This window comes from Donghicola tyrosinivorans (assembly GCF_003003355.1).
Classification (GTDB): Bacteria; Pseudomonadota; Alphaproteobacteria; order Rhodobacterales; family Rhodobacteraceae; genus Donghicola; species Donghicola tyrosinivorans.
In genome coordinates this window covers 135,660-149,118 of record NZ_PVTQ01000012.1, presented here as the reverse complement: position 1 = coordinate 149,118, position 13,459 = coordinate 135,660, and the positions used below count along the sequence as shown (strand labels likewise).

At 60.5% G+C, this 13,459-nt stretch carries 15 protein-coding genes; 11 read left to right on the top strand and 4 right to left on the bottom strand.

Features of this window, described 5'->3' with window-relative positions; all coding sequences use genetic code 11:
* Window positions 1–156: 156 nt before the first annotated feature.
* Entirely contained in the window at window positions 157–642 is a 486-nt protein-coding gene (locus CLV74_RS16250; RefSeq protein WP_106266822.1) for a GNAT family N-acetyltransferase, read from the top strand.
* Window positions 643–753: 111 nt separating this feature from the next.
* Window positions 754–1,365, top strand: a complete 612-nt coding sequence (locus tag CLV74_RS16245; protein WP_211299063.1) for an HAD family hydrolase — start codon at window positions 754–756, stop codon at window positions 1,363–1,365.
* 20 nt (window positions 1,366–1,385) lie between these two features.
* On the opposite strand, the gene CLV74_RS16240 is transcribed toward CLV74_RS16245, so the two are convergent.
* Complete coding sequence (locus CLV74_RS16240; protein WP_106266847.1) at window positions 1,386–2,003, bottom strand: TetR/AcrR family transcriptional regulator; 618 nt, start codon at window positions 2,001–2,003, stop codon at window positions 1,386–1,388.
* 63 nt (window positions 2,004–2,066) lie between these two features.
* Entirely contained in the window at window positions 2,067–2,207 is a 141-nt protein-coding gene (locus tag CLV74_RS22875) for a hypothetical protein (RefSeq protein ID WP_170108083.1), read from the bottom strand.
* Between the two features lie 164 nt (window positions 2,208–2,371).
* Between CLV74_RS22875 and mbfA the strand changes: the two genes are divergently transcribed.
* From mbfA to CLV74_RS16205, 7 genes are all read left to right on the top strand, one after another.
* Window positions 2,372–3,346 (top strand): iron exporter MbfA, encoded by a 975-nt coding sequence (gene mbfA, locus CLV74_RS16235; protein ID WP_106266820.1) that lies wholly within the window; start codon window positions 2,372–2,374, stop codon window positions 3,344–3,346.
* Between the two features lie 85 nt (window positions 3,347–3,431).
* On the top strand, window positions 3,432–4,367 hold the full coding sequence (locus CLV74_RS16230; RefSeq protein ID WP_106266818.1) for an AEC family transporter: 936 nt from the start codon (window positions 3,432–3,434) through the stop codon (window positions 4,365–4,367).
* A 51-nt stretch (window positions 4,368–4,418) separates the two neighbouring features.
* Window positions 4,419–5,252 carry an S-formylglutathione hydrolase gene (fghA, locus tag CLV74_RS16225; RefSeq protein WP_106266845.1) on the top strand — a complete coding sequence of 278 codons (834 nt, stop codon included), beginning with the start codon at window positions 4,419–4,421 and terminating at the stop codon, window positions 5,250–5,252.
* Entirely contained in the window at window positions 5,249–5,698 is a 450-nt protein-coding gene (locus CLV74_RS16220; protein ID WP_106266816.1) for a YaiI/YqxD family protein, read from the top strand. The genes fghA and CLV74_RS16220 overlap by 4 nt, the downstream gene beginning before the upstream one ends.
* A 7-nt stretch (window positions 5,699–5,705) precedes the next feature.
* Window positions 5,706–6,326: an HAD-IA family hydrolase gene (locus CLV74_RS16215; protein ID WP_106266814.1), complete on the top strand. Its 621-nt coding sequence runs from the start codon at window positions 5,706–5,708 to the stop codon at window positions 6,324–6,326.
* Complete coding sequence (locus tag CLV74_RS16210) at window positions 6,323–7,234, top strand: ornithine cyclodeaminase family protein (protein ID WP_106266812.1); 912 nt, start codon at window positions 6,323–6,325, stop codon at window positions 7,232–7,234. The genes CLV74_RS16215 and CLV74_RS16210 overlap by 4 nt, the downstream gene beginning before the upstream one ends.
* Entirely contained in the window at window positions 7,231–8,142 is a 912-nt protein-coding gene (locus tag CLV74_RS16205; protein ID WP_170108082.1) for an alpha/beta fold hydrolase, read from the top strand. The genes CLV74_RS16210 and CLV74_RS16205 overlap by 4 nt, the downstream gene beginning before the upstream one ends.
* Here CLV74_RS16205 and CLV74_RS16200 read toward each other — a convergent pair.
* On the bottom strand, window positions 8,139–9,374 hold the full coding sequence (locus CLV74_RS16200; RefSeq protein WP_106266808.1) for an MFS transporter: 1,236 nt from the start codon (window positions 9,372–9,374) through the stop codon (window positions 8,139–8,141). The two genes, CLV74_RS16205 and CLV74_RS16200, sit on opposite strands and share 4 nt — an antisense overlap.
* A gap of 112 nt (window positions 9,375–9,486) precedes the next feature.
* Window positions 9,487–12,543 carry a midas domain-containing protein gene (locus CLV74_RS16195; protein ID WP_106266806.1) on the bottom strand — a complete coding sequence of 1,019 codons (3,057 nt, stop codon included), beginning with the start codon at window positions 12,541–12,543 and terminating at the stop codon, window positions 9,487–9,489.
* A 101-nt stretch (window positions 12,544–12,644) separates the two neighbouring features.
* Between CLV74_RS16195 and flgB the strand changes: the two genes are divergently transcribed.
* Both flgB and flgC read left to right on the top strand, forming a co-directional pair.
* Complete coding sequence (gene flgB / locus CLV74_RS16190; protein ID WP_106266804.1) at window positions 12,645–13,028, top strand: flagellar basal body rod protein FlgB; 384 nt, start codon at window positions 12,645–12,647, stop codon at window positions 13,026–13,028.
* Between the two features lie 2 nt (window positions 13,029–13,030).
* A complete protein-coding gene (flgC, locus tag CLV74_RS16185; protein WP_106266801.1) occupies window positions 13,031–13,444 on the top strand; it encodes a flagellar basal body rod protein FlgC in 414 nt (137 codons plus the stop codon).
* The last annotated feature ends 15 nt before the right edge of the window (window positions 13,445–13,459 follow it).

Here is a 13,459-nt window from a genome sequence, read left to right as displayed (position 1 = left end):
ATCGACTCGATGATCACCCACAAGCTGAAGCTGGAAGACATCAACGAAGGCTTCGAACTGATGCACGCGGGTAAATCCATCCGCGCGGTGGTCGAATACTAAGAACGGATGGCATGGCCCGTGCGCGTTGGCGTGCGGGCTTTGCCCTTGTGACCCATGTTGAATATCCGCCCCGCGACCCCCGCAGATGATCAGGCCCTCTGGGCCATGCTTGGCCCCGTGTTTCATGCGGGCGACACCTATGCCGTGCCGACAGACATCACCCGTGATCAGGCATTGGACTACTGGCTGCGCGGCTCTCACACTGCCTATGTGGCCGAAGAGGGTGGGCAGATTTTGGGTACCGCCTATCTTTGCCCGAACCATAAGGGCAACGCGGATCACGTCTGCAATGCGGGCTTTGTCACTAGTCCAGATGCGCGTGGCAAAGGCGTAGCACGGGCGCTGCTGACCCATGTGTTGGCGCAGGCGCGGGCGGCTGCCTATGGGGCGATGCAGTTCAACTTTGTCGTCTCGACCAACACCGGTGCGATCCGGCTGTGGCAGCGCAACGGGTTCCAGATCATCGGCACGTTGCCCAAAGCCTTCCGCCATCCGCAGGCCGGACTGGTGGATGCGCACGTGATGTACCAGCTTCTTTGACAGGCGGTCCTTCGCCAAAGGCACATCCGCGCTTGGGTTTTCCTTGCGCGTGGCCAAGCCCATGCGTCACGCTTGAATTTTACCAGTGTGTTTGTTGAAAGCGATGTGCCCATGCCCAAAGTTGATCTTGTGCTGTTTGATATGGATGACGTCCTGTGCGTCTCGGACAAGCAGCACCGCTGCGCTTATCTGGCCGATCTGACAGGAACGACGGCGCAGCGGGTCTGGGCCGCGATTTGGGGCTCGGGCATTGATGCGGCGGCGGATGCGGGCACCATCAGCACAACCACTTATTTGCGAGAGGTCGCCCTGCAACTGCGCGTCCCCTTTTCGGCGGACCAGTGGCTAGAGGCGCGAAAATCCTCGATGACGCCGGCGCCCGAGGTGCTGGAGCTGGTCGCAGAGGTCGGCAAGACCCATAGAATCGCCGTTCTGACCAATAATTCGGAACTGGTCGGCGACAACATCGATTATCTGTTTCCGGAATTGCGCCCCCTGTTTGGCGACTTGATCTTCCCCTCGTCCATCTTTGGCGCGGCTAAACCCGATCCCAGATGTTTTGTCGCCTGTCTGGCCCATCTGGGGGTGAAGCCGCAGAGCGGCTATTTCATCGATGACCGCGCCGAGAATGTCGCAGGCGCGATAAAGTCGGGCATGCAGGGCCATGTCTTTGGCGGGGCAGAGGGCTTGCGGCAAGGCTTGCAGCAGGCAGGGATTCTGTAAGCCTTGCGCGGCCTTATAGGTCAGGCCCCGTAGCGCGCCAAAAAGGTTGAAACGGCGTTATCCACCACATGGGCCTTTTCGGCAGCGGTAAACTCGGTCTGGATGCCGAAGACCAGCTTGGTAAAGATGTCGGCCTTGCACAGCTCTGCGAACTGGCAGGCGGCTAGATTGGTGTCATCGACCTTCAGGCTGCCATCTGCGACGGCTATGTCCAGATAGGCCCCAAGTCGGGTGGCGACCATCTTGGGACCGGTCTCGTAAAAGGCCTGTCCCAATTCGGGGAAACGGCGGGCCTCGGCGACGCAGAGGCGGAACATCTGTTCCCCCATAGCGCTGATCATGAAATCCAGCAGGCGGTGCCCCGCATAGGACAGAACCTCGCTTGGAGGACGGGTGTGGTCCATCTCGCTGTCGGCCCGTTCAGCCTGACGACAGCATTCGCATTTGGCCACTTCCATGAACAAAAGGCTTTTATCAGGGAAGTAGCTGTAGAGGGTCGCCTTTGACACCTCGGCCGCTTTGGCGATGTCATCGACGCTGGCCCCTTCAAAGCCGTCACGCATAAAGATTTCACGGGCCCCTTCCAGAACCTGATCAAACTTGCGCCCCTTGCGAACGACGGGCTTATCGCACTGCATCATTTACTCTCCTGAACAGGTCGCCAGCATAAACCGAGCGGTTCAGTTCAGGCAAGCAAAGGCTCACTGATCGGTGACGATCTTGGTGGGTTCCGGTGCGTCATCGGGCCACGTCAAAGACGGTAGATCGAAGGAAACACAGGCGTGGCCCTCTTGGGCGAAAAAGCCGATAAAAATCAATGTAGCAAGAGCAATCTGTTTCATCGGAGGTCTCATGTGTTTGAGGGATACTCCAAACTAAACCGATCAGTTCAGAATCGGGAAGTTAGAAAGTGAACTGATCTGTTCACTTTGGTGTGAGCCCGATCTCTTCTCTTGCGGTTATAGTGGAAAGCGATAAATTAGAACCATTCTAAAAGAGGTGTTCCATGCGTTTCTTTACACAGCGCCGCCGGTTCAGTGAGTTGTCAGAGCAAGAAGTTCTGGCGCTGGCCATTTCGTCAGAAGAGGACGACGCGCAGATTTACCGGTCTTATGCGGCGCGACTGCGAGAGGAATTCCCCGCAACCGCCGCTGTCTTCGATGGCATGGCTGCCGAAGAGGACACCCACCGGTCCCGCTTGATCGATCTGCACCGCGAACGGTTTGGCGAAACGATTCCCCTGATCCGCCGTGAACATGTGGCAGGCTACTACGCCCGCCGTCCTGTCTGGCTGATCCAGAATCTCAGCCTTGATCGCATCCGCGCCGAGGCCGAAGGGATGGAGCGGGACGCCGAGAAATTCTACCGGATGGCGGCGGCGCGAACCACAGACGCACGGACCCGCGATCTTCTGGGCGAGTTGGCGCAGGCCGAGGCCGGTCATCAGGCCGCAGCGGGCGAGTTGGAAAAGGCCCATCTTGGAGCGGACGAAAAGCAGACCGAAGAGGATATGGCCCACCGCCAGTTCATCCTGACGTGGGTGCAGCCCGGTCTAGCGGGGCTAATGGATGGCTCGGTCAGTACGCTTGCCCCGATTTTCGCGACCGCTTTTGCCACGCAAGACACCCACACCACCTTTCTGGTCGGTCTGGCGGCCAGCGTGGGTGCGGGTATCAGCATGGGCTTCACCGAAGCGGCCTCGGACGACGGGGCGCTGTCGGGGCGCGGATCGCCCACCAAGCGCGGGATTGCGGCAGGCGTGATGACCACATTGGGGGGCTTGGGCCATGCGTTGCCCTATCTGATCCCCCACTTCTGGACCGCGACTGTCACCGCTTTCATCGTGGTGTTTATTGAATTGTGGGCCATCGTCTGGATTCAGAACCGCTATATGGAGACACCCTTCCTGCGGGCCACTTTCCAAGTGGTTCTGGGCGGCGCATTGGTCTTTGCTGCGGGCGTTTTGATCGGCGGTGGCTGATGCAAATAGGCCGCGCCCGTCCGTAATATGAAAAACCTATCAAGGGGCGTTGCCACAGACGGCGGCGCCCCTTAACGATTTCGGCATGATCGATATTTTCTTCAAGACATTGCCGTTCTTCGCCCTGATCGCTTTGGGCTATGGCGCGGCGCGTACCCGCTTTTTCGGACCCGAGGCGACCTCGGCCATTACGCGGTTTGTCTTTTACTTTGCCCTCTCGGCGATGCTGTTCCGGTTCAGTGCGAACCTGACCATGTCAGAGGTCTTCGATCCCCAGTTTATCATGGCCTATCTGCTGGCCTCGGTCGTGATCTATGTGCTTGCGATCATTGTGGCTTTTGCCCGAAAGCAGCCCGTTGACGTGGCCGCGGTCGAGGCGCAATGCGCAGTCACCGGCAACACCGGTTTCTTGGGCATTCCGATGCTGGCCCTTCTGATGGGGGCGCAGGCGATTGGTCCCACGATGATGGTACTGGCCGTCGATCTGATCGTCTTTTCATCGCTGATCGTCATTCTGATCACCGGATCGCGGGACGGGCGGATGCGCATTGGCGTGCTGAAAACCGTGGCAATGGGGCTGCTGAAGAACCCGATGATCGTCTCGATCGCGCTGGGGCTGGCGTGGAGCGCCTATGAAATGCCTATGCCGCAACCTTTGAACGAATTTGTGTCGATCCTTGGGGCGGCAGCCACACCGGGGGCGCTGTTCGCGATTGGTGCCTCATTGGCCGATAAATCCGCGGAACGGCTAGAGGTCGCCGCGTGGCTGACCTTCTGCAAGCTGGTGCTGCACCCTGCCGCCGTGGCATTTGCCGCATTGGTCGTTTTCGACGTAGAGCCCTTTGCTGCCAGCGTCATGATCGCCGCATCCTCGCTGCCTGTGGCGGGGAACGTTTATATGTTGGCGCAACACTACAAGGCGGCCCCCCAGCGGGTGTCGGCCTCGATCCTGATTTCTACGACGGTCAGCATTCTGACTGTCTCTGCCGTGATCGCATGGGTCGCGGTGGTGCCTGTCTAAGGGCATCTTCCCCAAACCGCCCGATGAGGCGATGAAAGGACGTTTGAGATGATTGAAACCGTTTCGGAAAACCGGTGCTTTGGCGGCGTTCAGGGTGTTTACAGCCATGAGAGCCAAGCGACCGGCACCAAGATGACCTTTGGCCTGTTCCTGCCCGAAGATGCGCAGCACGGCCCCGTGCCGGTCCTGTGGTACCTGTCGGGCCTGACCTGCACCCATGAGAACGCCATGACAAAAGCCGGCGCACAGGCGTGGGCGGCAGAACATGGCATCGCCCTGTGCTTTCCCGACACCTCGCCCCGCGGCGAAGGTGTGGCCAACGATGACGCTTATGATCTGGGTCAGGGTGCCGGTTTCTACGTGAACGCCACTGAAAACCCTTGGGCGCCCCATTTCCAGATGTGGGACTATGTGGCCGATGAACTGCCGCGCATTCTGGACCATAACTTTGCCATCGATCCCGAGCGTCAGTCGATCACCGGCCATTCCATGGGCGGTCACGGTGCGCTGACCTTGGCGATGAGCCTGCCGGGGCGTTACGCGTCGGTCTCGGCGTTCTCGCCCATCGCGAACCCGACCGCCAGTGATTGGGGCCGCAAGCAGCTGGGGGCCTACCTTGGCGCAGATGAGGACAAATGGCGTGCCCATGACAGCAGCATTCTGATGCGGGAAAAGGGCTTTGAGGGCTCGGTCCTGATTGATCAGGGTGCATCGGACCAGTTCCTTGACCTGCTAAAGCCCGAAACACTGGCCGAAGCGATGGCCGCCCGCCGTCAGGATGGCACCTTCCGGATGCAGAAGGGCTATGATCACAGCTACTTCTTCGTCTCGACCTTCATGGAAGAGCATATCGCCTTCCACGCAGAGGCCCTGCACGGCCTATGATCTATGTGGATGCGGACGCCTGTCCGGTCAAAGAAGAGATCGAGCGTATCGCCACGCGGCACAAGATCCCCGTGGCGATGGTGTGTAACGGGGGGCTGCGCCCTTCGCGCAATCCGCTGATCGAACTGGTGATCGTGCCTGAAGGGCCGGATGTGGCCGATATGTGGATCGCTGACCGCGCCACGGGGGCTGATCTGGTGATCACCAATGACATCCCCTTGGCCGCCAAATGCGTCGAAGCCGGAGCCGAGGTCTTGCGCCCCAATGGCGAACCCCTAACCGCCAAGAACATCGGCAACGTTCTGGCGACCCGCGATCTGATGGCCGACCTTCGGGCGGCCGATCCGTTCCGTCAGGGGGGCGGCAAGGGCTTTACAAAGGCCGACCGCTCTCGTTTCCTGCAAGCTATGGAAGACGCACTGCGCCGATTGAAACGCAAAGGATAAGACCGCGATGACCCCTGAAGCCGTGATTTTCGACATCGGCAACGTGCTGATCGAATGGCAGCCCGAGCGGCACTACGACAGCATCATCGGGGAAGAGCGTCGCCGCGCCCTGTTTGACACCATCGATCTGCACGGGATGAACGATGCGGTGGATCGGGGCGGCAATTTCCGCGAGCTGGTCTTTGGCATGGCAGACCGCCACCCCGAATGGCGCGATGAGGTGATCCGTTGGCACGATGACTGGATCAAGATGGCCAGCCCTGTGATCCCGCATTCCGTCCGCTTGCTGCGGGCGCTGCGGGCCAAGGGCATTCCGGTCTTTGCCCTGACCAACTTTGGCATCCAGACCTTCGACATGGCCACCGGACATTATCCATTTTTCAATGAATTCGACCGACAGTATGTCTCGGGGCATATGGGGGTGATCAAACCCGAGGTCCGGATTTATGAGATGGTCGAAGAGGATTGTGGCGTCGCGCCAGAGGCTTTGATTTTCGCTGATGACCGCGCGGACAACATCGCCGCTGCGGCGGCTCGTGGTTGGCAGACCCATCTGTTCGAAGGCCCGCAAGGGTGGGCGGATTGTCTGGTCTCGAAAGGGCTTTTGACGGCGGAGGAGGCTGCATGATCGATTTCGTCCCCTTTGAAGCCGAGGCGCATCTGGACTGGATCGGCCTGACTGACGCTTTGATCGCCGGTCACAAGATGCCCAAGGCCGAGATTAGCGACAGCTTTCTCTATCGCGGGGATGACACGCTGCTGCTGCGTTCCGCGTGGATCGATGGTCTGGGGATCGCGGTCAAAGCGGCGACAGTCTACCCGAACAACCACGAACAGGGACTGCCTGCGGTGAACGGGGGCGTCAGCCTTTATGCGGACCGCAATGGTCTGTTGGAGGCTCTGGTTGATTTCCATCTGGTGACCAAGTGGAAGACCGCCGGTGATAGCCTTTTGTCCGCCCGCAAGCTGGCGCGGCCTGACAGCCGTAACATTCTGATTGTGGGGGCAGGAACGGTTGGGGCCTCGATGATCTCGGCCTATCGCGCGGCGTTCCCCGATGCGCAGTTCACCGTCTGGAACCGCACCACCGCCCGCGCTGAAGAGATGGCCGCAGAGATCGAAGGTCTGGCGGTTGCCACCGATCTGCCTGAAGCCATCGCCAAGGCCGATATTCTATGTAGCGCCACCATGAGCACCGATCCGGTGATCAAGGGTGAATGGCTGCAACCGGGTCAGCATTTGGACCTGATCGGCGCCTATCGCCCCGACATGCGTGAGGTGGACGACACCGCCCTGACCCGCGCCCGCCTGTTCGTCGACAGCCGCGAAACCACCGTTCACCACATCGGTGAGATCAAAGATCCCATCGCCCGCGGTGTGATCAGTGAAAAAGATATTGTTGCTTCCTTCTATGAGCCTGACGCCTACTGTCGTTTGACCAATGAAGAGATCACAATCGCCAAGAACGGCGGCGGCGCTCATCTGGACCTGATGACCAGCCGTTACATCCTTGAGGCATGGAGGCAGGCTCAGTGATATGGCTCGCGGCAGCGTTTATTCTTCTTCTGGCGATCCCGTCGTTGATTGAAATCCGCCGCCGTCCTGTCACCAAACGCAGCCGCGCCAATGCGCCGGGCGCATTCGCCGATCTGCCCCAAGGCACGACACATTTCCGCTGGATCGGCCCGACAGAGGGGCCGGTGGTTGTCTGTGTCCACGGGCTGACTACGCCCTCACAGGTTTGGTCGGGCATCGCGCAGGGGCTGGCCCGTATGGGCTTTCGCGTGCTGGTCTATGATCTTTATGGACGCGGCTACTCTGACAACCCGAAGGAGCAGCAGGATCAGGGGCATTTCCTGCGCCAACTGGATGGCGTGCTGGAACATTGCGGCGTGCGCGGTCCGGTGATGATGATCGGCTATTCCATGGGGGCGGCGATTGCCTCGGCCTTTGCGGCGCAGAACCCGACCCGCGTGGCCCGTCTGGTGCTGATCGCGCCGGTGGGCATGCAGGTCAAAGTGGGGCGACCATGGATTTGGATGGCGAATACGCCTGTTCTAGGGGATGCCGCTGCGCGCCTGATCGGCGGCCATCTGCTGCGTCGTGACTTGCGCGGGGGCACCAGCGCCGTTGCCGGTTTGCCCGAAGTGCAGCGGCACGAAACCCGCCGCCGTGGGGCGATCCCTGCCATCCTGTCCAGCATCCGCTACCTCCTGCGCGACACCCAAGAGCCTGTACACCGCAAGATCGCCGAACAGGGACCACGCACCTTGGCCCTTTGGGGCGCTGATGACGTGGTGATCCCTGTGTCAGCCTTGGGCAAGCTGGCGGAATGGAACCGCAACGCGGTGCAAGAGGTGGTTGAGGGGGCAGGTCACGGGCTGCCCTACACCCACCCCATGCAGGTGTTGCGTCAGATCTCGGACTGGATCGATCTTAGTTAGGTCGCAAAGCTGCGGCGCTCTTCACGGATCGGTAGGTGAACCAGTGCGGACAGCGCGCCAACACCAACCCCGACCCACCAGACAGCGGTGTAATCGCCGGTGATATCGTACATCTTGCCCCCCAGCCAGACACCCAGAAAGCTGCCAAGCTGGTGGCTGAGGAACACGATCCCGTAGAGCGTGCCCATGTAGCGCAGGCCGTACAGATGCGCCACAAGACCGGAGGTCAGCGGCACCGTCGCCAGCCACAAAGCGCCCATCCCGACCGAGAATAGCAGCACGGTCGCGGGGGTGATCGGCGTCATGATAAAGGCCGCTGCGATGATGGTGCGCAGGGCGTAAACGCCCGCCAGAAGGTACTTTTTCGAATAGCGCTTGCCCAGATAGCCAGCCAGCAAGGTGCCTGCGATATTCGCCAGACCGATCAGGCTGATCGCCGCCGCCCCAAGGGCCGAGGTCGTCGTGATCCCGATGTTATGCAGCACGCCACCCGGCAGGATGGGACCGCACATCTCGGTCACAAAAGCGGGGAAGTGCGCGGTCACAAAGGCCAGTTGGTAGCCACAGCTGAAGAACCCGATAAAGATCATGGTGTAGCTGGGATCGCGGAAAGCGCGGCCCAGAATTTGGCCAAGGCTCTCTTCCAGTTCCGCCTTCGAGGCGCGAGGCTCGGCCTTCATCAGCGGCAGGAATGCCAGCGACAGGATGATCGCGCCCGCAAAGGCCATAAAGACCTGCTGCCAGCTCATGAAACTTAGCAGCCATTCGGCCAAAGGCGCGCCAAAGACCTGACCCGCGCTGCCTGCTGCGGTGGCAATCGCCAGCGCCATGCTGCGGTTTTCGTCACTGGCAGCGCGACCGACCACAGCCAGAATGACGCCAAAGCCGGTGCCCGCAACGCCAAAGCCCACCAGCACTTCCAGCATCTGGTGCGCTTCGGGGCTGACAGCCTGACTAGAGGCCACAAGACCTGCAGCATAGACCAAAGCCCCCAAGATGATCGCCTTGCGATCCCCCAACTTCTCGGCAAAGGCACCAAAGATCGGCTGCCCGATGCCCCATGCAAGGTTCTGGATCGCGATGGCCAGACTGAACTCGGCCCGCGGCCAGTTGAACTCTGCAGCAATCGGGATCTGGAAAACGCCAAAGCTGGCGCGCACGGCAAAGCTGATCATGATGATCAGGCAGCTTGCGATCAGAACGGGCGTGAACAACGCGGCGCTACGAGGCATGGCAGAGGCTTTCTATTGGGTCAGAGGCCCTGACATTACGAAATGAAAGCTGCACGTCAAATCAAGGTTTGTGATGAAAGCCCCCCAGCAGCGGTGATGCTGCGGGGCCTGTTCACCCCTGATCCTTGGCCCCGATCGCTGCCCCGTGCACGGGGATATCTTTCAACGCGTCGCGCGAAATCCCGTCGGGCAGGTTCTTTCCGGCGGCAACTTTGGCCAAGAGCAGCTTTTCCAATCGCGTCAGTTCCGGCGCATTTCCGCGGTCTTCCTCTAGGGGCGCCGACTCCGGAGCCTCTTCAACGGCAGAGGCGTCCGTGGCAGGCGGTACTTCAGCACTGTCGTCGTCGAAGCCGTCGAACGGATCATCCAGCGTCAACGGGTCTTCCTCCGGCAAATCCGCCAGAGCGGCGAACGGCTCATCCGCCGAAGATGCTTGAGGTTCCGGAGCCGCGTCTTCGACCGGCACCTCGTCCGTGCTCTCGTCCTCATTTTCCGCGCCAAACCCATCAAAAGGCTCATCCGCCGCGAAGGCCTCATCGTCGGGCAAGTCAGACAGGGCCGCGAAGGGGTCTTCCTCTACTTCGTCCGTTTCTTCATCGGCGAATGCTGCGAAGGGGTCTTCTTCTTCGGGTGCTTCGGTTGGGGTTTCCTCGTCGGCATCGCTTAGGGCAGCGAGGGGATCATCCTCAGTCTCGTCCGTTTCTTCATCGGCGAATGCCGCGAATGGGTCTTCCTCTTCGGGTGCTTCTACTGGAGTGGCCTCGTCGGTCTCGCTTAGGGCGGCGAGGGGGTCTTCTTCTGCCTCAACCGGTTCGTCATCGGCAAAGGCAGCGAAGGGGTCTTCTTCTTCGGGCGCGTCAGTTGGGGCGTCTTCTCCGGCATCGCTTAGCGCGGCGAGGGGATCTTCCTCTGCCTCGACTGTTTCCTCGTCTGCGAATGCCGCGAAGGGGTCCTTTTCTTCGGTCGCTTCGGCAGGGGCGTCCTCGTCGGCATCACTGAGGGCGGCGAAGGGATCATCCTCAGCCTCTTCCGCTTCCTCCTCGGCGAACGCGGCGAAGGGGTCTTCCTCTTCGGGCGCTTCGGTTGAGGTGGCCTCTTCGACATCGCTTAGCGCGGCGAGGGGATCTTCCTCTGCCTCGACTGTTTCCTCGTCTGCGAATGCCGCGAAGGGGCCTTCTTCTTCGGATGCTTCGGCAGGGGCGTCTTCGTCGGTGTCGCTGAGGGCCGCGAAGGGATCATCCTCTGCCTCGTCCGTTTCGTCATCGGCGAACGCGGCGAAGGGGTCATCCTCTTCGGGTGCTTCGGTTGAGGTGGCCTCTTCGACATCGCTTAGCGCGGCGAGGGGATCGTCCTCCGCCTCAATCGTTTCTTCATCGGCGAATGCCGCGAATGGGTCTTCCTCTTCGGGTGCTTCTACTGGAGTGGCCTCGTCGGTCTCGCTTAGGGCGGCGAGGGGGTCTTCTTCTGCCTCAACCGGTTCGTCATCGGCAAAGGCAGCGAAGGGGTCTTCTTCTTCGGGCGCGTCAGTTGGGGCGTCTTCTCCGGCATCGCTTAGGGCGGCGAAGGGATCGTCCTCGGCCTGATCCGTTTCCTCGTATGCGAATGCCGCGAAGGGGCCTTCTTCTTCGGATGCTTCGGCAGGGGCGTCTTCGTCGGTGTCGCTGAGGGCCGCGAAGGGATCATCTTCTGCCTCGTCCGCTTCGTCATCGGCGAACGCGGCGAAGGGGTCATCCTCTTCGGGCGCTTCGGCAGGGGCGTCTTCGTCGGCATCGCTGAGGGCAGCGAAGGGATCGTCCTCTGCCTCAATCGTTTCGTCATCGGCGAATGCTGCGAAGGGGTCTTCTTCTTCGGGTGCTTCGGTTGGGGTGTCCTCGTCGGCATCGCTTAGGGGAGCGAGGGGGTCTTCCTCTGCCTCAATCGCGTCGTCATCGGCGAACGCCGCGAAGGGATCTTCTTCTTCGGGCGCTTCGGTTGGGGCGTCTTCTTTGGCAGCGCTGAGGGCTGCGAAGGGATCGTCCTCTGCCTCAATCGCGTCGTCATCGGCAAATGCCGCGAAGGGGTCATCCTCTTCGGGCGCTTCGGCAGGGGCGTCCTCGTCGGCATCACTTAGGGCGGCAAAAGGATCGTCCTCTGCCTCAATCGCTTCGTCATCAGTGAATGCTGCGAAGGGGTCTTCTTCTTTGGGCGCGTCGGTTAGGGCGTCCTCTTTGGCATCGCTGAGCGCGGCGAAGGGATCGTCCTCTGCCTCAATCGTTTCGTCATCAGTGAACGCCGCTAAGGGATCTTCTTCTTCGGGCGCTTCGGTTGGGGCGTCTTCTTCGGCATCACTGAGGGCAGCAAAGGGATCTTCCTCTACCTCATCCGCTTCTTCATCGGCGAAGGCCGCGAAGGGGTCATCTTCTTCGGGTGCTTCGGCAGGGGTGTCCTCTTCGGCATCGCTGAGGGCTGCGAAGGGATCATCCCCAGCCTCGTCTGTTTCTTCATCGGCAAAGGCCGCGAAGGGGTCTTCCTCGGCCTTTTCCGCGTCATCGTCAGCGAAGGCCGCGAAGGGGTCGTCATCCGCGCTTTTGCTGTCTCCGCCGCCAAGAGCTGCGAAGGGATCGTCGTCGTCAGAGTCGCCGAACAGGTCATCCGCGCCAGAGACGCCGCCTTCTCCGCCGAAATCGGCAAAGGCTGCGAAGGGATCGTCTTCGTCGTCGGCCGCTGCCGCAGGAGCGGTCGCGGCAGCGGGGGCCGGTGCAGGCGCGGCAGGTTTGGGCGCGGGCGCGGGGGACTCGTCCTCATCGTCGCTGTCCAGATCGGCAAAGATGTCGAAGGCCCCCGGATCGGTCAGGTCCATCATCTCCATCTTGGGTGCGCGCTTGGGCGGAGGCGGCGGGGCCTCTTCGACGACAGGTTCGGGCTCTGGCTCGGGCGGGGGAGGCTTGGGTTTGGCCTTTTTCGGCTTTGGCTTGGGGGCCTCGCCTTTCAGGGCATCATTCAGCAGTTTCAGACGTGCTTGCATAAGAAGGTTGCGGCGGGCCGCGTCCCGTTCGTCCTCATAGACATCAGCTAATGCGTCGGCCCCGTCCAAGGGTTGGACGCCGCGCATCTTATCCAGAATCTTGCGCATCGGTTTGCGCGCCGGTGCGGACTTGGCTTTCGCATTGTCCTTGCTGGCTGATGTCATCGGGTGCTCCGCCTTTTGAGTTCCATTTGGCATGGCACTTGCAACTTCCAGACCAGCTACGACCGGTTTTCCGGATTTTTTAGAAGAAACACGAGGACGCAATGAACGGGATACGCGATCACATCAGCCTGCACGCCGATGCGCTGGTCCTGCGCGAAAAGCGCAATAACGTTCTGGCATCGAACATCGCGAACTCGGCCACGCCCGGTTACAAGGCGCGTGACATCGATTTCGCCTCGGCCTTCAAACAGGCCCAAGGTGTCGGAAATCTGCGCACCAGCGACGACCAGCATTTCTCTGTAGGCAATCCCAGTGCCAACGGGCTGGCCTTCCGGCAGAACCTGAACCCCTCGCTTGATGGCAACACCGTGGAACTGGCGGTCGAGCAGATGGAGTTCTCGCAAAACACCATGCGCTATCAGGCCAGCCTGATGCTGCTGAACCGGAAAATCGCCGGTCTACAGAACGCGATTAAAGGAGAATAACGATGGCGATTAACAACATCTTCGATGTGGCGAGCCGTTCGATGTCGTCCCAGATGACGCGTCTGAACACCATCGCAACCAACCTTGCGAACGCCAAATCCGTGGCCAGTACCAAGGAAGAGGCCTTTCGCCCGATCCGCCCCGTCTTTGAGGTGGATTACGCCAGCGACTTTCTCGAAAGCGGCCTGTCCACCACCGATGTGAAGGACATCGTTTCGCTGGACCGCGAGCCCGAGCGTATTTTCCGCCCCAACCACCCTATGGCCGACGAGCAGGGGTTTGTTTGGGAAAGCACCGTCAACGTCGACGAAGAGATGGTCGAGATGATGGAAACCAACCGCCAGTACCAGAACACTCTGGAAGTGGTTTCAACGCTGCGCACCCTGATTTCGCGCACCGTGAGCATGGGCCAATAAGGCCGATTTAGGAGA